Source organism: Butyricimonas paravirosa, from assembly GCF_032878955.1.
GTDB classification, from domain to species: Bacteria; Bacteroidota; Bacteroidia; order Bacteroidales; family Marinifilaceae; genus Butyricimonas; species Butyricimonas paravirosa.
In genome coordinates this window covers 3,674,912-3,695,965 of record NZ_CP043839.1, presented here as the reverse complement: position 1 = coordinate 3,695,965, position 21,054 = coordinate 3,674,912, and the positions used below count along the sequence as shown (strand labels likewise).

Below are 21,054 nucleotides of genomic sequence, written 5' to 3'. Positions count from 1 at the left end.
TATGATTCAACGAATAACATGTGCATTGTCGTTATGCCTTTTATTGTTTATCCCGTTCCATGACATCATGGCGGGGGAACTCGTGACAAGAGATTCGCTGAACAATACAACTGACACGTTGAAGAATGGATTCTTTCACCGTTTCTATCGTTATTTCGAGCAATCGAACAAGGTGAAAGAAGAAAAGAAATTCGACTTCTCCATCATCGGGGGACCGCACTTTTCGAGCGACACGAAACTGGGGCTCGGCGTGGTCGCATCCGGACTATTCCGTATTGACCGTGAAGATAAAACCATCTCCCCGTCAAACATTTCCCTTTACGGGGATGTCACGACCACGGGTTTTTACCTGCTAGGTATCCGGGGCAACATGATTTTCCCGAAAGACCGTTTCCGGGCAAACATTAATATGTACTTTTTCTCGTTTCCCAGTGAATACTGGGGGATCGGCTACGATGCGGGGAAAGACGAGGATCACAAGACAGAGTACAAACGATTGGAACAACAGGTAAAACTGGAACTTCTATACAAACTCGCTCCCAATTTGTACGCCGGGGCAAACCTCATGTTCCGCAACGTCACGGCAAGGAATTTCGATGACATCACGTTCCTCAACGGGGCCAAGAAAAACGTGAACACTTTCGGACCGGGACTCGTTATATCTTATGACTCGCGAGACTTTATCCCGAACCCGGCAAGAGGATTTTTCGCCCAACTGGAACAACAATTCTTTCCCGGATGGCTGGGAAATGACGATAGTTTCAAACGCACAAGCGTGGACTTCCGATACTACCAGAAAATGTGGAAAGGTGCCATACTCGCCAGCCAGTTACAAGGGACATTCAATTACGGAGACACTCCCTGGAGCATGGTTTCCCTCATGGGAGGATCATACGCCATGCGAGGGTACTACGAGGGAAGATACCGGGACAACGACCTGATACAATTTCAGGTAGAGTATCGCCAGAAGATATACAACCGCCATGGAATTGTCGCATGGGGCGGAGCCGGAAACGTGTTCCCCGACATGGACAAATTCAAGTGGAAACAAACCCTGCCGACCTACGGAATAGGTTATCGCTGGGAATTTAAAAACAGAGTAAACGTAAGATTAGATTATGGATTCGGCAAAGGCGTCAGCGCATTCTACTTCGGTATTAACGAAGCTTTCTAAAGGAATCGTGAATTTCGTGAAACAGCCAAGATTACTGTTTTGGCTCTTTATCGTGTTGAATTTAGTCCCGAATTTCTGCTTGCTTTTCACGGAACCTCTCTCCGGACTGGGCAAAACGATCTTGATCCTACTACCACTTGGTGTTTACATGGTCGTGTTCTCCCTGTTCAAACGGGCGGGCCTCATGCAATTGATACTGATTCCGGTACTGATCTTACACGCCTTCCAGCTCGTTTTGTTCTATCTCTTCGGAGAGTCAGTCATCGCTGTTGATATGTTCCTGAACCTACCCACCACGAACGCCTCCGAGGCCGGGGAATTGCTGGGAAATATATGGCCCTCCATTATCATTGTCTGCGTCCTTTATATCCCTGTTATCGTGCTGGCCTCTATTGCCGTACACCATAAAGTGAAACGTACTGCCGTGTTCCGCAAGCACATGATCACGTGGGGAATCATCTTCTTTATCATTGGTTCCGGACTGGTCGCTTTCGAGAAACACAGGGATAACACCTACGAGGTAAAAACAGATATATACCCGGCAAACGTGATGTATAACTTGTATTACGCGGGAGTGAAATGGAACCGCAGCATGAACTATCCCGTCACCTCGAAAGATTTCGTCTATCATGCCACCCGTGATTCCGTTCACCAACGCCGGGAAATATACGTGCTGGTAATCGGGGAGGCCGGAAGAGCTGAAAACTGGGAACTGTGGGGATACCAGCGGGAAACCAACCCGTTATTAAAAAACGAGGATAACTTGGTACTATACAAAGATGCCTTAACACAATCTAACACGACACACAAAAGCGTACCACTCATCCTGTCCGCCGCCGACGCTTGCCACTACGAGTACCTCTACACGCATAAAAGCATCGTAACTGCCTTCAAGGAGGCCGGGTTTAAAACAATATTCCTGTCAAACCAGACACCGAACCGATCATTCACGGATTACTTTGCCGCGGAGGCAGACATTCATGTCAATGTACGTCCACAAGCGGACGGGGGATTAATCACGGTCAATAAATTCGACGGAGAAATGCTCCCGTTGATACAGCAATACGTGGATTCGTTGAGCGAAAACCTATTCATTGTCTTCCACACCTACGGGTCGCACTTCAACTACAAAGAGCGTTACCCGGAAGAATTTGCCAAATTCCAACCGGCCAACGCCACGGAAGTCGAGTACAAAAACAAGGACCAGCTCATCAACGCTTACGACAACAGCGTCCTGTACACGGATTACTTCCTGCACAGCCTGATCGGGATATTGAAGAACTCGGGAGCTGATGCCACCATGATTTACTCGCCGGACCACGGGGAGGATTTACTGGACGACAGCCGGAAAAGATTCCTGCACGCCTCACCGATCCCGACCTATTACCAGATACACATTCCATTCCTGATGTGGTTCTCGGAAAATTACATTGATGCCAGACCGGAAAAATACGAGGTTGCACGTTACAATAGTAGCGCCCCCATTTCTTCGAACGCCTCAATCTTCCATACCCTGTTGAATATGGCCGAGATTCAGACCCCTTATTTTGACTCCACTTACTCGCTCGTCAATCCCGGTTTTGTCCGGAGACCACGCATGTACCTCGGAGACCACGATCAACCCGTGAATTATTACGAGGTCGGGTTGAAGAAACAAGATAAAGAGATGATTCTCAAAAGGGGAATGGACTATTCAATTGAGTGATTCTATGATTTCCGATTAAGTGATTTTATGACTAGATGATTAAAAGGGTTAAGAATTTAACATCCCGTATGATTGTTGAAAAAATAACATTCCCCTATTGTTCAAGCAATGCTTATTCACTACTTTTGAGGCGTTAATATAACCTAACTCATAAAAAGACTCCCGAAAAGGGAATCTAATCATTAAATCAAATTATACACGATGAAAGTAGCAGTAGTAGGAGCAACAGGATTAGTCGGAAGAAAAATGTTGCAGGTTCTGGAAGAAAGAAACTTCCCGGTAACAGAGTTAATACCGGTAGCCAGCGAGCGTTCGGTAGGCAAAGAAATTACCTTCAAGGGGAAAAACTACAAGGTCATGGGTATGCGGGACGCGATCAACATGAAACCTCAACTCGCTATTTTCTCTGCCGGGGGAGACACCTCACTGGAATGGGCACCCCAATTCGCCGCAGCCGGAATTACCGTGGTCGACAACTCGTCAGCCTGGAGAATGGACCCGACGAAGAAATTGGTGATCCCCGAAATCAACGCAAACACCTTAACCAAAGAAGATAAGATTATCGCAAACCCGAACTGTTCAACAATACAGATGCTCGTTACGTTGGCACCCCTTCACAAAAAATACGGGATCAAACGAGTCGTCGTTTCCACGTACCAATCCGTGACCGGAAGCGGTTTGAAAGGAATCAACCAGCTCGAAGGCGAACGGGAAGGCCGGGAGGTGAAAAAAGCATACGCTCACCCAATCGACCGGAATTGTCTGCCGCATTGCGACTCATTCACTGACAACGGGTACACGAAAGAAGAAATGAAACTGGTCAACGAGACCTGCAAAATATTAAATGACGACACGATTAAAGTAACCGCCACGGCCGTACGGGTTCCCGTTATGGGCGGACACTCCGAAAGTGTAAACATCGAATTCAAACAGGATTACGACCTTGACGAACTTCGTGACCTGCTCGCCCATTCAGAAGGTATCATCGTGCAGGACGATCCCGCCCAGAACCTTTACCCGATGGCCATCACCGCCAACGAGAAAGACGAAGTCTTCGTGGGCCGCTTACGCCGGGATTTCTCCCAACCCAACAGCCTCAATCTGTGGGTAGTTTCCGATAACCTACGCAAAGGTGCCGCCACAAACGCCGTGCAGATAGCGGAATACCTGTACAAACACGATCTTTTGTAAGAACCCGTAAGTTCATTATAAAAAATGAAGGCCAGCAATAACTATTTGCCGGTCTTCATTTTTTTTATAAACACTGTCACCCGCAACCACCCGTTCCGGATTTAATAACGTGTTCTGTGATCGTAAAATCATTGTAAATTTAAAACTTGTAACATGAAATGTAAGTTTATTATTTTTCTAATCGCACTAACCTCTTGTACTCATACTGCAAAAAGTCAAAACAACATCACGCTCTCCGTAGATGTGGAGAAAATCCCGGAAATGGGTTTTGTCATTTCCTACTTGAAAGAGTCCATGATTGGTATGGATTTCGATGCCAAAGGACATGCAGAATATCGTATCGAAGATATGGATGCGATCTACTTAACTCTCCATAACGGCTTTGCCGAGCAGAAGACGATTTATGCCGAAAAAGGAGATCATATCCAACTATCCTTTGACGGAGAAAGCATGAAGAAAACACTAAAAATGGAGGGAGTGCGAGAAAACATTGCCGATTACTTGAAGAACGTGAAAATATCATGGCCCGCAAACAAGGACTTCGCTTTAGACATAAAAGACTTTGTGAAATTGCTGAAAGAGAAAGTAAAGGAGAATCAACAATTGTTAGACAGCCTGACACCAGCCTTGACAAAGGAAAGCAGTAAATTCGTGAAACTCGAAAAGAATCGGATTAAATACATGCTGGGCTTGTCATTACTTGACTATCCCCGGATGCACCCCTATATGGCAAAGATTGAATATACCCCGGGAGATGATTATTACAACGAGCTTAAAGCTTGGTTGGAAGAAGACCTAAATTCATTGTGCCTATCACAATATCGCACTCTCATGACCGAAGTTCCCACATTCATCATGAGTCGTAAGACGCCTATTCGTACTCCCTACGAAAAAGCCATGAAACAAATGGAGTACATCAACAATAACACCAAAGATGAACAAGTTAAACAGAATTTACTCACCATTATTGCCAACAATTATATCAAGGATGCCGGAATTCAGAAAAGTACGGAACTGGATGCTTTCTACCGGAAACACGTGACAGACAAAGAACTACTTGCCCAATACCAGCAGACGTATGATAGTTGGGCCGCAGTTTCCCCCGGACAACCTGCTCCGGATTTTAAAGCCGTTGATATTTCAGATAAAGAATTCTCCCTTAAAGACTTCAAGGGCAAATATGTTTGCCTCTATTTGTGGCCATGTGTCAGTCCCGCAATACAACAATTTGCCGAGTTGAAAAAACTACAACCTCTATTTAAAAAGAAAAACATCGTTTTGGTTAACTTGTCTATTGAGAATAAAAAAGACAACTGGGTCCAAACCATACAAAACGAGGAAGTACAAGTCGGGACTCATCTTTACGCGGGATTCGATAAACATTTTTTACAGAAATGTCATTACAGTGCTGCCAGCATGGTTCAATTTATTTTCATTGATCCCGCTGGAAAGATCATAGAATTACAAGCTCCTCTCCAGTCTTCCAACATGGAAGATTTTATCAAAGAGACCATCCAAGATTAGACTTTTGCGGCCCGTGCATGGGGCCGCAACTTTTTTATTTCAATAAGTTTTTGTTTATTTGCAAAAACAATTGGAAATCACACCGTGTCAAGTCAAGAGAAATTCTTAAAAGGGATAAATCAGAAAGAATCTGATGCATGGAAAGAGCTATATCGCTATTTCTACGGGACTCTATGCAATTACACGACCAAAATTGTTGTAGATGAAACCGTGGCGGAAGACATCGTTCAAGAATGCTTTATCTCCATCTGGAATTCTTCGCTCCATTTCCAAGAGATGAAAGCCCTCTCGGTTTATCTATACCGTTCGGTACACAATAACGCTTTAAAATATCTCCGGGATAAGAATGTCGATAATCAAAGATTACAAAGATGGAGCAAAGAACAAGACGATGTTGAAGATGTTGATTTCTACCAAGCCGTCGAAGAAGAGCTTATTCGCAAATTACACGTGGTCATTGATCAATTACCGGAACAACGTAAAAACATCTTGCTATTGAGTATTGACGGGTTGACCGTGCAAGAGATTGCCGATCAACTGAATATCAGCATCAACACGGTAAAAACGCAAAAGAAAAGAGCCTACGTGTTTCTCAAAGAAAATTTAAAACAAAGTTTACTTCTCATATACATTCTGGAAATATTAAAGTAAAAAAATTACTCTAGCTGTCACCCGCATATAGCACTTTCGGATTTATAGATAAAATAACGCATAAAAATCGAATCCGATGAAATGGAATGCATTATCAGATAAGACCGAGTGGCTATTAAAAAAGATCACAGAACACACGGAAGAACCTATCGATGACAATATGCTAAAACAACTTGCAGATAAACTGCAAGAGAAGGGTTACGTTTCCAAAAAACTTCGGGAACAACAACGCTTCAATTACCTAAAGGCCTACCAGCAAGTTGTTCAACCAAGAAAAAGATGGGTGTCACCCGGCTTATTAAAAATTGCAGCCGCCATTATTATCCTAATCGGAACAGGGACATTCCTGTATTTCCAGCAACTTCCCGAATCGACACCTACCCCAGATGAACTCTTTCTTACCGAAGTACATCCGGGAACACGTAAAGCTTTCTTGATTAAACATGATGGTCTGGAAATTGAATTGAAAGGAGACTCCGTGAAAATCGACGAACAAAACGGGATTAACATTCATATCGATTCCATGGGACTACGGTATGATACCGAACAGGCTCAACAGCAAACGGCACCCCTCTATAACACGTTGGTTGTTCCCCGGGGAGGGGAATACTCGTTAGTGTTGGCAGACGGGACAAAAGTGTGGCTGAATGCCGATTCTGAATTAAGGTATCCGATCCAATTCACGGGTAACACGAGAGAAGTTTCCGTGGCAGGAGAGGCTTTTTTTGAAGTTACAAAACAAGAAGGCAAACCTTTTATCGTGAAGACGTCCCTAGGAAACATCACGGTTCTCGGTACTCAATTTAACGTGTGCAATTATCCGGAGAAAGAGAAACTCGTGACCACGTTAGTACAAGGAAAAGTATCTTGTGATCTACCGGATGGTAAAAGCATTATCCTTGCTCCCGATCAACAATTATCGGTCAACGGGAACGGAGAAAGTAAGTTAAGAACGGTGGACACCAAGTACTTCACCTGCTGGAAAGACGGTATGTTCTTGTTTGAGGAAATGAGGATGGAAGATATTCTGGAACAATTGTCCAGATGGTACGATATTCACATTTTCTACACGAATGAAGAGGTAAAAGATTTGCATTTTTCGGGCGACCTCAGTCGTTTCAAGGATATTATAACTTTCATCGAGATGTTCGAAAAAAGTGCTGATGTAAAACTAACATTAAAAGGGAATACTTTAACAGTAGGTTTATAAAAAAACAAACCGGACCAAGCACCAACTAAAATCCGGTTTGATATGGTTTAATTTATATAACTAAACGTCTCAAAATTATGAAAAAAAAAGGAAGAATCATGCAGGTTCTTGCAAGCTTTCTGTTTTTATTTGTTTTGCTTACGTGTCATACGAACTTAAAAGCACAAGGCAAAGCGGTAAACATGAACTACAAAGAAGTTTCTTTTGTCGAAGCGATCAATTCTTTTCGGCAACAAACCGGGGTAAAATTTCTTTACAACTTGGAAAAAGTAAAAGATAAAAGATGTAAAGACCTCGTTCTGAAAAATGTACCTGTAAACGAAGCTATTGCAACCGTACTGAAACACTTCGGTTTAACCTATTCGATGGTGGAAGGGGTGGTTGTCGTGAAAGAGACGGAAGAAACATCTCCCACGACTTCGACACACACGATCACCGGCAAAGTCGTCGATCAAGCCGGCAACCCGCTCCCCGGGGTAACGGTAATTATTAAAGGAACAAAATCGGGCGTGGCAACAGACGTAAACGGAAATTTCACGATCACGTTAAATGAACAAAAAGAACAAACTCTTATTTTCTCGTTCGTGGGTATGCAAACGAAAGAGGTCTCCTGCATGGCCGGGAAACCCGTGACGATAATCCTGGAGCCAGAAGAGGCCCAACTGGATGAAGTCGTGGTGACAGGTTATCAAAGCATCAATCGCCGGGACATGGTGGGTTCTTACACGACAGTAAAAGCCGCAGATATTATGATGCCGGCATACAATTCTATCGACCAAATGTTACAAGGGAAGATTCCAGGAATGGTTGTCGTCAATTCTTCTTCTCGTATAGGTAGTTCACCTAAAATCACGATCCGCGGAACTTCCACTATTTTCGGAAACACGGATCCGCTATGGGTCGTTGACGGTATCATCCAGCCAGACCCACTCCCCATTGATGCCAGCTCCGCTGTAACGGAAGATATGAAAAACTTGATCGGGAACCAGATATCATGGTTAAATCCTGCTGACATTGAAACAATCACTGTTTTAAAAGACGCATCCGCAACGGCTATTTACGGTTCAAAAGCTTCCAACGGGGTCATCGTGATTACCACGAAGAAAGGGAGCGCAGAGAGAACAAGCATTCGTTATTCAACGAATTTATCATTTAGAGCCCGTCCCAACTACGGGATGTTCAACTTCATGAACTCCAAAGAAAGGATTCAATTCAGTAAAGAAGCTTATGACGCCGGAATCAGGTACCAGAGCGATCCTCTTCCTCAAATATATACCTATGAAGGGTTAATGGCCATGTACAATAATCGCCAAATCAGCGAAGAAAATTTCATGAAACAGATGGAATACTTGGAAACGTGTAACACTGATTGGTTTGACATCCTGTGTCGAAATTCTGTCAGTCATTCTCATAACTTAAGCATTACCGGAGGTTCCCAGAAAGTGACATACAATGCTTCTTTTGGCTACTCTTCAAGCCACGGAACGCAAAAAGGTGATGACATGACACAGTTTAACGCTCGATTGAATGTCAACGCCCAACTACTGGAATCTCTTTCTGTTAATTTCAATCTAAGTAATTCATTTACTGACAGGAAAGGATATGGACCGGGAGTTAGTCCTGAAACTTACGCAAAACAAACCAGCCGGGCAATTCCTTTTGTTGATGAAAACGGAGATCGGGTATCTTATAAACAATACTACGAGTACAAACTAAATAGAACCGGACAACTTGAATACGGTTACAACATCTTGAACGAGATGGAAAACAGTTACTCTAAAAATAAAGCAAAAAACGTAAATATGTCACTTAACGTGAATTGGAATATTGTTACCTGGCTTCAATACCAATTCGTGGGAAGTATTGCTTTCAACCTGAATAATTCGGAATCATTTGCAGGAGAGAAAACATCCTACATTGAACGCAACTATCGAGGTTATGCTTATGGCTCAGAGTCATCCGGTTCCGCCAAATTCAAAGCAGCGTTATTACCATTCGGAGGTGAACTGGCCACAAACGAGACAAACAATACCTCGTACAATATGCAACACAAAATCGTGTTCTCCAAAACCATTCACGAATTCCACCGGATCAACGCAATGGCCGGAATGGAAATCCGTTCAGAAGCAAACAAAAATAACACAAATACGGTTTGGGGATACGTTCCCGAACGAGGCGAGATATTAGTCTCTCCCTCCAAGCCGACAGAAATTGTTCCCGTTGGCGGAGTCGTCCCTATTTCCTGGGGTGTGCTGGATAAACTCTACCAAGGAGGATGGGCAAACACAAGTATTACCAATAATTTCGTGTCATTTTTTGCTACGTTAGCCTATTCTTTAAAAGATCGCTACGTATTCAATGCCAACATAAGGTCAGACGCATCTAATAGATTCGGGCAAGATGCCAACAACCAATTTGACCCGACATATTCCTTCGGTATATCTTGGAGAATTGCCGAGGAGGAATTTATAAAAAACTACCTGCCATGGCTCAACCAACTGAATTTACGTGCGACCTACGGGATTCAAGGAAATGTTGTAAATTCCGTAAGCCCTGATCTCATTGCCCAGTACCGGGGAATTATAGGAGGTTATGACGAATATTACTTGACCATATCCAGTTTGCCCAACCCCCTGTTAAAATGGGAACGCACAAAAACTTGGAACTTAGGGTTAGACATGCAATTGTTTAATGGTATCACCATGAGTTTCGAATATTATGGACGACGCTCAAATGCCATTATCAACCAGGATATTGCACAAGAATACGGTATGGCAACCATGAAATTAAACGGAGGTCGGATCCATAATCACGGGATTGAATACTCTATAAATTTAACCCCTTACAAAAGAAAAGATTTCGCATGGACCATCGGTATCAACGCATCCAAAAACTGGAATAAAGCTCAAAACGATGATGTCCGGATAAAAGCAGATAAACTGACGAAAGATAATTTCCTTACCGGCAGTAGTGACCGTTTATTAAAGAAAGGATATCCACTAAGTGCCTTCTGGTCGTATTCTTTTGCCGGACTTGACCCGCAAACAGGTTATCCAACCTTCAACCGGATTGGTTTCGATGAAATAGATCCCGATATTGATCCTACCACGTTTCTGGTATATTCCGGTCAAAAGGCCCCTTACTTCACGGGTGGAGTCAACACACGTGTACGCTACAAGAGCCTGTCATTAGGTGTCGATTTTTCCGTGTTACTCGGTGCCAAGAAACGCCTTCCGAATCCTTATGCAAATTTCAACTACGGGAAACTTCCGGCCCCTTACCATAACCTGTCGAAAGACCTGCTAAAACGGTGGCAAAAACCCGGCGATGAAAAACACACGATTTACCCGGCTTTATACACTTCCGTCGAAGACGTATATAACATACAACTTCCTGACGGAACACAATCCAATTCCATTTACTCCATGTGGGCAAATTCCGATGCAATGGTTGTTAATGCCTCTTTTTTACGATGTAATCAAATTTCAGTATCGTGGAATATGCCACCCCGGATATGCTCTAAATTCGGAGCCACCAATTGTTCGATTAGTGCAAACCTCAATAATCCATTCGTCATTGGCAGTAATCGTTTCAATGGATTCGACCCGGAGTTAGGAGATAGTGTCATGCCCAAGATCTTTTCTTGTGGTTTAAGTGTAGGATTTTAAAGATAACATTATGAAACAACGAATTATATTTCTTTGCATTGTAAGTCTAATTCTTGGAAGTTGTGGAGATTTTCTCGAACCCAAATCCAAGAGTGAATTTGTTCCCAAAGACGCCAACTCCTTAAGTGAACTTTTACTTGGAGAAGCTTATCCACGTAACGGTATTACAGAATTAAATGTATTTCTCCATCTGTTGGATGACGATATCGCTCCAGCTCCTTATCAAGGAGTGAAAGTCGGTTCAGATGCAAACAGATGGTATGCTCCTTACACTTGGCAATCCAATATGTATGACATTATGGGTACTGCCGGGGAGAAATACACAAACCTTTATAGCTCTTATTATGCCTTGATATTAGGAGCAAATGCTATTCTGGACTATGTTGATGATATAAACGATGACAAGAATGCTATCAATTCTGTAAAAGCCCAAGCTTTAGCTCTTCGCGGATTCCTTTATTTCAATTTAATCAACATATTCGGAGCCCCTTACAACTACGATAAGACAGCGCTAGGTGTTCCATTGAAGTTAAATAGTGGTATTGAGGAATCCGAACTGAAGAGAAACACCGTAGAAGAAGTGTATGTTCAAATTATAAAAGATCTTCTAGAAGCCGAACGCTTATACAAGACCTTGCCGAGCGCTCAACAATGGCAACCCAACAAAAGAACCAGCCTTCCCATGGTTCATCTCCTTCTTTCCAGAGCTTATTTATACATGGAAGAATGGGAAAAAGCCGCAACCTACGCAAATCATGTCATTACAAACGGGAATTTTCATTTATTGGATTTGAACACAATCAAAACATACTCAGAAGAAGACCCTAGTATCCCCTCTTACATAAACTATCACTCTTACACGACATCGAGCGAAGTTATTTGGGTATACGGAAATATTACAGATGTAACTAAATATGTTTACAACGTAAGTGTCTCAACAAATGACCATCCGTTTTTTAGAGCCTCGAAAGAACTCATGAATTATTTTGACGAAACAGAAAACGACCTGCGTAAAGAACGTTATGTCATTCGTAGTAAATTTCAAATTATCAATGAAGATAACGAGCTTGAAGCAATGCCCTCAGCTTTCGGGAAAATAAACGTAAGTTCTAAGGCATATTATCAACCGGTTGCAACGAATGATGCTTTTGGTAGAAGTCTTCGATTGTCGGAAGCTTACTTGAATTTCTGCGAGGCAAAAGCCATGCTTTACAAAGCCGGAGTAGCGAATGCCGGACAAGAAGCCCTAAATACACTAAATGAATTTAGAAGATTCCGGTTTCCTTTAAATTATCAAAACGAGAATATCACGGACCCCGAGAAATTAATTACATTTATACATAACGAACGACGCCGAGAACTCTGCTTTGAGGATCATCGCTGGTTTGATTTACGCCGTTGGGGAATGCCACAAATTCAACACACATGGTACCCGGATGCGCAATCAACGCTCGTTTACACGCTCAAAGAACATGATCCCGGATACACGATTCCATTACCTCCCGATGCTTTGGAATTGAATAATTTACTAGAACAAAACCCATTGGCCCCCGCCCCACGCAACGGTATTAACCTTTAATTAAATAGTATGCCATGAAACAGATCATATTGTTAATAGCTATAAGCAGTATCTTCATGTTAACCTCCTGTTACAATGAAGGTGATGTTACCCCTTCCGGTAATTATTCGGTTTTACGACTTGAATTCCCCCAAGGAAACAATTCGTGGGATAAAGAAATCAAGGACATTCACGATGTTTATGGGGTATATTTACTATACAAAGGTATTACCCCCCAAGACCTTAATCGCAAATGGACATCCTTGGGTACAGGAAAATTATATTATGGGAATGATTTAACAGACGAACAAACACCGTATTACGTCGACTTTCTCAAAAATCATGTTCTCAATTATGTAACTCCGGAAATTGCTAAACTAGTGTTACCAGCCAAAATATATATGCTGGATAATTTAAGAGGATTGAACCCGGGAGAGGATCCCAATGGGACCGGAACGGGAACTGGAACGGGAACCGGAACAGGGACCGGAACGGGAACTGGAACGGGAACCGGAACAGGGACCGGAACGGGAACTGGAACGGGAACCGGAACAGGGACCGGAACGGGAACTGGAACGGGAACCGGAACAGGGACCGGAACGGGAACTGGAACGGGAACCGGAACAGGGACCGGAACGGGAACTGGAACGGGAACCGGAACAGGGACCGGAACGGGAACTGGAACGGGAACCGGAACAGGGACCGGAACGGGGAACCGTAATTTTGTAGGATTAAAAACAGACGGTTTTGATTATTGGGCAATTAGCTTCACTGCCGATCAAATTGCTCATCCTAATTCACAAGATTTAAAAATCAAAAGAGCAACATTACTTTATCTAATGTTTGAAGCGGCTTTACAAAACAAAGTAATAAATGAACCGGATAGTTTCAAACAAGGAATTGACTACACCACTGCAATTACGAACAGTCAAAAAGACAAGCCAGATTATTATCTAACTCGAGGTTTTATTAACATTCTTGCCAGAGATTTTAGTAAAGAAAGCTCGCCGTATAGTATATCCGAATATACAAATGCAAGTTGGGACACAAAAGCCTATCCGTATAGAGACTATCTATCCTATATAAGAGCAGCCATGTTTTACACGAAAGAAGAATTTCAAGCAAAATATTCTCCGGAAACATATCCTCTTGTCAACTCAAGATATGAAATCGTGGTAAACCATATAAAAAACAATTACAACATTGATCTCGAAGGAATAGCCAAAGGACCTCAGAAATAAGGTGCGTCAAAAGTCCTTTCGTTAATTACGAATCCCACACCACAACTCCCCTCTCCTTACACGGGAGGGGAGTTGGAGTAACTCGAAAAAAGCATAATCTCACACAAGATATGAAGATAAAAATTTTAATTTTCCTGCAACTATTATATTTTCCTCTTTTTGCACAAAACCTCAATGCATATCAGCATCTAAAGCAAGAATGGTCAAAGAATTTTGCCTCCGCCAAAGATATTATCGAGACTTATCACAATAATACCAAACGAACAAACACGGCAGCATTTACTACCATAAATAATTGCTTTATGACCCTAAAAAGCGGAGAATACATCATTTGCAGTAAAGGAGAAAAAGAAGATATTCAACTTTTACTTCAGGAAATTTCACCCATAGTGTTAAATGACTCCTCGGTTATCACATTCATGCAACAAAATTCTCCAGAAGAATTCACGAATTATTATTACATGATTCTCGCCTTAAAAGAAGGAGAGTCTTTTGATGCAGCAAGAGACGGTATCACCATCTCGACACAATTTCCCACAAGAGCCCTCAATCATAATGACTACACGAAACTAAATGAAATCTTTTCCGGTGACAATAAATTGTTACATGAGATTTATCTGAAAAAAATAAAATTCCTTCTTCAAAACAATGGCTGTACAAAAGAAATTGCCCAACTACGCCCAATCATAGAATCACATGTAGAATCCTCTCCCTTAAAACTTGAAATATTAAAACTATACACGCAATATGAACTCTTGGGCCAAGGCAAACCGGCACCATTATCTTCATTACAAGATTCGGATGGAAACATCTACACATTCGGTAATTTTAAAGACAAAGTCATCGTTGTAGACGTATGGGCCACGTGGTGTTGCAGTTGCATTGAAAAAATGCCGAAGTTCATTCAATTAAAGAATGAATTTCAAGAAAATGGAAACATTATTTTCCTAACAGTTTCTATTGATCAAGAAAGAACCCGGGATAAGTGGTTAAAAGCTATCCAGGAAAACAACATGACCGGATTAATAAATCTTATTATCTCTCCCACAGGTGATTCTCATTTTGAAACAGATTATCAAATAGTAGGAGTACCTCGTTATTTCATCATAGACAAAGAAGGAAAAATCATCACCGTATTTGCCCCCAGTCCCGACAAAGAAATGAAAGACTTAATTCAAAACATCTTAAAATCATAACCATGAAATTTATTTCTATCATTAGCTTATTACTTCTTCTAGCCAGCAACAGCATTGCTCAAGAAGGTACGAACTTCGAGGATCTAACCTTTCAGGAAGCCTTGGCAAAAGCAAAAACAACCGGGAAGAAATTATTCATTGACTGTTACACGAAAACCTGCGGACCATGCAAATACATGGTTAAATTTATTTTCCCGTTAAAAGAATGCGGGGAATATTTCAACAAGAACTATATCTGCATCATGAAAGATATGCAGGAGGGAGAAGGGATTGATATTGCTCAAAAATACAACGTACAATTCTATCCGACATACTTGTTCATCAACCATGACGGGAGTCTCTATTGCCGCATGGACGGGGGAGCCGTGTCAAAGCCTGAAGATAATTTCGTGCAAAAAGTCAAAAACGCAATCGAACTGACAGAATTAAACAAGGAGTACGCCGAAGGAAACCGGGAGCAGGCGTTTCTAAAAAAATATATAACTATTTTGCAAAAACAGGATAAACAAAAACTACAAATCGTTCTGGGAGAAACGATGCCCCAACTGGGAGTCAAAAAACTATGCGAAGCAGAAAACTGGTCCCTCATTAAAACAGAAATAACAAATGTCGACACCCCTCTATTCCGCTATCTGGTTGACAATCGAAAAGCTTTTAGCAAACAAATCGGACAGCAAGAAGTCGAAGAGAAAATCATGTCGGCCTATTTAGAAGAATTCCGTATCTTTAAATCAATGGGAATAGACTTCGAGAAACGCATCGCTGACCTTAAACTTTTTGAAAAAGACCATTATAAAGGAGTTCTTTCACTAAGGTATTGTATGTTATTCCGCCAAATAATCGACAACAAGCAAAAAGACAGGATACCTGAAATTCTCACGGTATTACGGGATCTACCCGAACGGATTACAGATACCAAAGAACAAATGAACGTGTTGCAAGAACTCCAAGGATTCCAACAAATAGCAAATCAACAACAGAAAGAGAAAGCTTGTTCTTATTTGGAGGATATCTGCAAAAAACTCCAACCGACTCAAACAAAACAAGTCGAAAAAATAATTACACGCATCAAGTAATAACCCCACGAAGAGATCATCTAACACCCGGTGATCTCTTCTAAAAAGATTTCATGTATCCCCGTTAATTCGCCGTACTCACAACAGACATGACAGGCATATCCATCATCCACCGGACAGGTATGCACGTACAGCGGTAACTTATTTCCCCCTTCAAATAAAGACACACCTTCCCCGGAAAACGAAACAATAAAACTATTCAACGGGCGGGCCAATCCGGTACCTATATATTTCAAAAAACTTTCCTTCACAGACCAGTAATTAAAAAATAATTGATCTTGTTTATCCTCTTCCAACATTTTCAATTGTGCCACCTCTTCCCCGTGAAAAAAACGTCCCGCAACTTCCATACGAGCTTTTGCCCGTTTTTCAATATCAATACCGATCTCCCGGTCGGACACGGCGCAAACAACGTAATCCCCCGAATGTGAAATATTAAAAAATACATTTTCTACGCCCACAATAAAAGGTTTTCCCTTCTCTCCCCGGTCAATCCGATAATCTTCCGAAGTCAGATTCCAATATTTTTTCAGAGCAAAACGAACCAACGCCTCTCCTAACAACCTGCGAAGAGCAACTTCCTTGTTCCCATACCCGAGGACTTCGGCATAACATTCTTTAGACACAACAGATCGTAACCCGGCAAACATTTTATCCCGATTAGCTCCTGCCGGAATTTGAATAAATAATACTTCAATCATAACACAAAGGTAAAAAAGTTAGAGACAACTATTTTCTTTTCTAAAACAAATAATCCAGAAAACCTAATAAACACGGGCATCTTAACGTTATTTTAAAATTATAGGGTAAAAATTTTAAGAAAATATTCACATTTCTCGGCAAAAAACTTGTTTATATCATTTTTATCTTCTATTTTTGAAACATCAAATTAACGTTTAAATAACATTTAAAGATAAACGTCATGGAAGCAAAGAAAACATCCCGTTCCGATCTTGAGAACAAGCGGTTTATTTTCCGCGAGATCGGTTTTATTGTAGCCTTGGCTACGGTGTTTTTTGCCTTTGAGACAAAATACTACCAGGAAGAGGCCAAAGAGATCACGTTTCCTGTTGAGACGAGTGATATAGAGGAAGTTCTTCCCGTTTTTGTACCACAAAGAGCTTCACAACCACTTCCCAAGATTTCCGTGAAACCTTTGGATTTCATCGAGGTCGTGGAAAACGAGATGGATCTTGAAAATGAGATGGACGTTGTTGATGATAACGCAAACACGAAAGGCTCTTTAACGGGTAAGGCGACCGACTGGCAGAGCGGGTATGATGACGAGGGTGATGATCCCGGAGAGGGAGATCTTCCGTTCTTTACAGTTGAAAAAATGCCTCGTTTTAACGGAGACTTGAACAAATGGCTTAGGAAAAATTTAAGATACCCGGCAAGATGTGCAGAAATGGGCATCGGAGGAAAAGTGTTTGTTGAATTCGTGGTTGAGAAAGACGGTAGCATCAGTTCCATTAACGTGGTTCGTTCCGCTGATCCGGATTTGTCACAAGAAGCTATCCGCGTGGTTAAGGCCATGCCGAAATGGATTCCGGGAATGCAACGGGACAAAGCCGTAAGAGTTCGGTTTACCATTCCGATTACATTCCAGTTAAGGTAAGAGAAACATACAGTGATTTACATACAATACGAACATCCCGAAAAAGGACAACCTTAAATTGGTTGTCCTTTTTTACTTTTCCTCTCCCAAGCCATCATCGACATGAAACCAACCTGATATGAACAACAACTCTAACTTTTAAGAAGATTTTAATGAAGTTTAGCGATCATTTTAACATTTTCTTCAAAAAAAAGGGGAGAAATATTGCGGTTTATTATGAATTTGACTATTTTTACCCACGCAAATTGTGAGAAAAACAGAACTATAATATTAAACTAATAACATGGAAGTAAAAAAATCACCTAAAGCAGATCTTGAAGGGAAAAAGACCATTTTCCTTGAGATCGGTTTTGTTATAGCTCTAGGGATTCTACTGAGTGCTTTCAACTGGAAGACCAACACGAAAGTAGAAGAAGGGTTTGTTATTACCCAAGAAGAGCAGGTTGAGGAGGAAATTATTCCTATTACTCAACAAATGATGAAACCACCCCCACCTCCTCCTCCAGCCCCGAAATTGACGGACTTGATCGAGATCGTGGAAGATGAATTAAGTATTGACGAGGAACTTGAAATCGATGACGCTGAAGCTGACGTTGAAAACAAGAATAATTATAACTTCGATTACGACGGAGACAGCTGGGGAGAAGAAGAGAGCGATGGAGAAGCTGATATTTTCCAAGTAGTAGAAGATATGCCGCAGTTCCCCGGAGGTAGTGTACAAAAATGGATTGCGAAAAACGTAAAATACCCGATGATCGCACAGGAAAATAACATTCAGGGTAAAGTTTTCGTACAATTTGTGATCGAGAAAGACGGTAGTGTTAGCGACGTGAAAGTTGCCAGATCCGTTGACCCATCTTTGGACAAGGAGGCTATCCGCGTGGTAAAAGCCATGCCGAAATGGAAACCTGGAAAACAGAGAGGTAAACCGGTTCGAGTATCTTACACTGTACCTATCAACTTCCAGTTACAGTAAATAAGACATGTTAAATTATAACAAGGGGCTGTCGATCATCGTCAGCCCCTTCTTTTCCTATTTATGAGCGAATATTTTTACACGAAAAAAGAAGCAGAAAAAGCCATTCTTGTAGGTGTAGCGCTACAATCAGAAAACATCAGCTACGATATGATGTGTGAATACTTGGACGAACTTGCGTTCCTAGCAGAAACGGCAGGAGCGGAAACCGTGAAAATATTCACGCAAAACTTGGATAAGCCGGTAACGGCTACCTTTGTCGGTAAAGGAAAATTGGAAGAAATCAAAACATACGTCGAAGATAACGATATTGACTTGATTATTTTTGATGATGAACTAAGCCCGACACAAATCAGAAATCTGGAAAGAGAACTAAAAGGCAGAAAAGTCCTTGACCGTACCAACCTCATCTTGGATATTTTTGCCAAAAGAGCCCGTACAGCAGAAGCAAAAGCTCAAGTTGAACTGGCACAATATCAATACCTACTTCCTCGTCTGACGGGAATGTGGACTCACTTGGAAAGACAAAAAGGAGGTATTGGACTTCGCGGTCCGGGAGAAAGTGAAATCGAGACCGACAGACGTATCATCCGGGACAAAATCACCCGTTTGAAAGAGCAGTTGGCCAAGATTGACAAACAGATGGTCACACAACGGAAAAACCGCGGAAAACTCGTACGAGTAGCCTTAGTGGGCTATACGAACGTGGGAAAATCCACGCTCATGAATCTCCTGAGCAAATCGGAAGTATTCGCAGAGAACAAACTTTTCGCAACCCTGGATACCACGGTACGCAAGATAGCCATAAAGAACGTCCCGCTACTACTAGCGGACACGGTCGGTTTTATCCGTAAACTTCCCCATCACCTGGTAGAATCATTCAAATCCACGCTGGACGAGGTGAGAGAAGCAGATGTCATTTTGCATGTAGTTGACATCTCCCATCCCCAATTCGAGGATCAAATCCGGGTCGTGAACGAAACACTGGGTGAGTTAATGGATAATTCTAAACCCACTATTACAGTATTCAATAAAATAGACGCCTTCACGTACACGAAAAAGGAGGAAGATGATCTCACTCCCATCGAGCGGAAAAACTATAGCCTAGAGGACTTGAAACAAATGTGGATGTCCAAACAGGAAGGAGAAACCGTATACATCTCGGCTAAATCTAAAGAAAATATCGAGGAATTGAAAGAAAAGATATACGAGATTGCCAAAGACATTCACTCGGCACGTTTCCCGTTCAACGATTTCTTATACCAAGATTTCGAAATAGACGAAGAAACAAAATAAGGTGCCAATCAAGACAAAAAAACAAGGAAACCAGACCCTTTCCCCTTCAGGAGCGACATTCGGATGCCGCTCCTTTTTTATACTGAAAATCAGCAATATATATAATTATACATCTTTCACCTATTTTCTGACAAAACCATTCGTTTATTTTGATTTCTGGCTAATTTTTTGTATATTAGAGGTATAAGCTTAACCATCATAAATAAACATTATGGAAGTAAAGAAATCATCAAAGGCAAACCTCGAAAACAAAAAAGGAATCTTCTTCGAGATCGGACTAATCGTAGCATTAGCCTGCATATTCCTTGCTTTCGAGTGGAAAGTCGACGTGAAGATGGAAGAAGGCTTCATAGTAATAAACACGGAAGAACAATTGGATGAAGAGATCATACCCGTCACCCAACGAATACAACAAGCTCTTCCGCCACCACCTCCTGCACCCCGGTTAACCGACTTAATAGAGATCGTAGATGAAGAAATAAATCTGGATGACAACTTGGATATCATGGACGTGGATGCCAACGTTGCCAACCACGGAGTTTACGACTTTAGCGGCACGGGTAACGGGTACGAAGGGGAATACGGGTATGGAGATGAATATTCCGGGGAATCCGAAGTATTTGCGGTTGTTGAAGAAATGCCCAAATTTCCAGGAGGCAATGTACAAAAATGGATTTCCAAGCACATCAAATACCCGATGATTGCTCAAGAAAACAACATCCAAGGTAAAGTTTTTGTACAATTTGTCATCGAGAAAGACGGTAGCGTTTCAAACGTAAAGGTCACCAGGTCCGTGGACCCTTCACTAGACAAGGAAGCCATTCGTGTCATTCAATCCATGCCAAAATGGACTCCTGGAAAGCAAAGACAAAAACCGGTGAGAGTATCTTTCACGGTTCCTATTAATTTTCAATTACAATAAAAGGTGTGCGAAAGCACACCTTCGTTCATAAAGTCTATAAAGTTTGTA

General features: G+C 41.8%; 17 protein-coding genes. 16 read left to right on the top strand and 1 reads right to left on the bottom strand.

The genetic code is table 11. The features are described from left to right. The first annotated feature begins 1 nt into the window (after position 1). The 12 genes from F1644_RS15065 to F1644_RS15010 all read left to right on the top strand — a co-directional run bounded on the left by F1644_RS15065 (position 2) and on the right by F1644_RS15010 (position 16,194). On the top strand, positions 2-1,174 hold the full coding sequence (locus F1644_RS15065; RefSeq protein WP_118303611.1) for a BamA/TamA family outer membrane protein: 1,173 nt from the start codon (positions 2-4) through the stop codon (positions 1,172-1,174). Then, on the top strand, positions 1,119-2,879 hold the full coding sequence (locus F1644_RS15060) for a lipid A phosphoethanolamine transferase (protein ID WP_118303609.1): 1,761 nt from the start codon (positions 1,119-1,121) through the stop codon (positions 2,877-2,879). Before F1644_RS15065 ends, F1644_RS15060 begins: the two co-directional genes overlap by 56 nt. A 201-nt stretch (positions 2,880-3,080) precedes the next feature. Next, positions 3,081-4,070 (top strand): aspartate-semialdehyde dehydrogenase, encoded by a 990-nt coding sequence (locus F1644_RS15055; protein ID WP_118303607.1) that lies wholly within the window; start codon positions 3,081-3,083, stop codon positions 4,068-4,070. A 153-nt stretch (positions 4,071-4,223) separates the two neighbouring features. Further along, positions 4,224-5,594, top strand: a complete 1,371-nt coding sequence (locus F1644_RS15050) for a redoxin domain-containing protein (RefSeq protein ID WP_118303605.1) — start codon at positions 4,224-4,226, stop codon at positions 5,592-5,594. A gap of 84 nt (positions 5,595-5,678) precedes the next feature. Continuing rightward, on the top strand, positions 5,679-6,245 hold the full coding sequence (locus F1644_RS15045; protein ID WP_158571808.1) for an RNA polymerase sigma factor: 567 nt from the start codon (positions 5,679-5,681) through the stop codon (positions 6,243-6,245). 76 nt (positions 6,246-6,321) lie between these two features. Beyond that, entirely contained in the window at positions 6,322-7,455 is a 1,134-nt protein-coding gene (locus F1644_RS15040) for a FecR family protein (protein ID WP_118303601.1), read from the top strand. 77 nt (positions 7,456-7,532) lie between these two features. Further along, the gene (locus F1644_RS15035) at positions 7,533-11,123 is read left to right on the top strand and encodes a SusC/RagA family TonB-linked outer membrane protein (RefSeq protein WP_118303599.1); all 3,591 of its coding nucleotides are present in this window, start codon (positions 7,533-7,535) and stop codon (positions 11,121-11,123) included. Positions 11,124-11,133: 10 nt separating this feature from the next. Then, a complete protein-coding gene (locus F1644_RS15030; protein ID WP_168044211.1) occupies positions 11,134-12,702 on the top strand; it encodes a RagB/SusD family nutrient uptake outer membrane protein in 1,569 nt (522 codons plus the stop codon). Positions 12,703-13,125: 423 nt separating this feature from the next. Further along, on the top strand, positions 13,126-13,410 hold the full coding sequence (locus F1644_RS15025; RefSeq protein ID WP_317147132.1) for a hypothetical protein: 285 nt from the start codon (positions 13,126-13,128) through the stop codon (positions 13,408-13,410). 110 nt (positions 13,411-13,520) lie between these two features. Continuing rightward, positions 13,521-13,922, top strand: a complete 402-nt coding sequence (locus F1644_RS15020; protein ID WP_168044209.1) for a hypothetical protein — start codon at positions 13,521-13,523, stop codon at positions 13,920-13,922. Between the two features lie 110 nt (positions 13,923-14,032). Next, positions 14,033-15,118 carry a TlpA family protein disulfide reductase gene (locus F1644_RS15015; RefSeq protein ID WP_118303593.1) on the top strand — a complete coding sequence of 362 codons (1,086 nt, stop codon included), beginning with the start codon at positions 14,033-14,035 and terminating at the stop codon, positions 15,116-15,118. 2 nt (positions 15,119-15,120) lie between these two features. Beyond that, positions 15,121-16,194, top strand: a complete 1,074-nt coding sequence (locus tag F1644_RS15010; RefSeq protein WP_118303591.1) for a thioredoxin family protein — start codon at positions 15,121-15,123, stop codon at positions 16,192-16,194. 20 nt (positions 16,195-16,214) lie between these two features. Here the strand turns inward: F1644_RS15010 and F1644_RS15005 are convergent, their stop codons facing one another. Continuing rightward, positions 16,215-16,895, bottom strand: coding sequence for a 4'-phosphopantetheinyl transferase family protein (locus F1644_RS15005; protein WP_118303589.1), 681 nt, complete (start codon positions 16,893-16,895; stop codon positions 16,215-16,217). A gap of 221 nt (positions 16,896-17,116) precedes the next feature. On the opposite strand from F1644_RS15005, the gene F1644_RS15000 reads away from it, so the two are divergent. The 4 genes from F1644_RS15000 to F1644_RS14985 all read left to right on the top strand — a co-directional run bounded on the left by F1644_RS15000 (position 17,117) and on the right by F1644_RS14985 (position 21,006). After that, on the top strand, positions 17,117-17,812 hold the full coding sequence (locus tag F1644_RS15000; protein ID WP_118303587.1) for an energy transducer TonB: 696 nt from the start codon (positions 17,117-17,119) through the stop codon (positions 17,810-17,812). Positions 17,813-18,095: 283 nt separating this feature from the next. After that, a complete protein-coding gene (locus F1644_RS14995) occupies positions 18,096-18,788 on the top strand; it encodes an energy transducer TonB (protein WP_027200304.1) in 693 nt (230 codons plus the stop codon). A 63-nt stretch (positions 18,789-18,851) separates the two neighbouring features. Then, a complete protein-coding gene (gene hflX / locus F1644_RS14990; protein ID WP_118303585.1) occupies positions 18,852-20,084 on the top strand; it encodes a GTPase HflX in 1,233 nt (410 codons plus the stop codon). 211 nt (positions 20,085-20,295) lie between these two features. Next, a complete protein-coding gene (locus tag F1644_RS14985; RefSeq protein WP_118303583.1) occupies positions 20,296-21,006 on the top strand; it encodes an energy transducer TonB in 711 nt (236 codons plus the stop codon). Positions 21,007-21,054 lie beyond the last annotated feature (48 nt).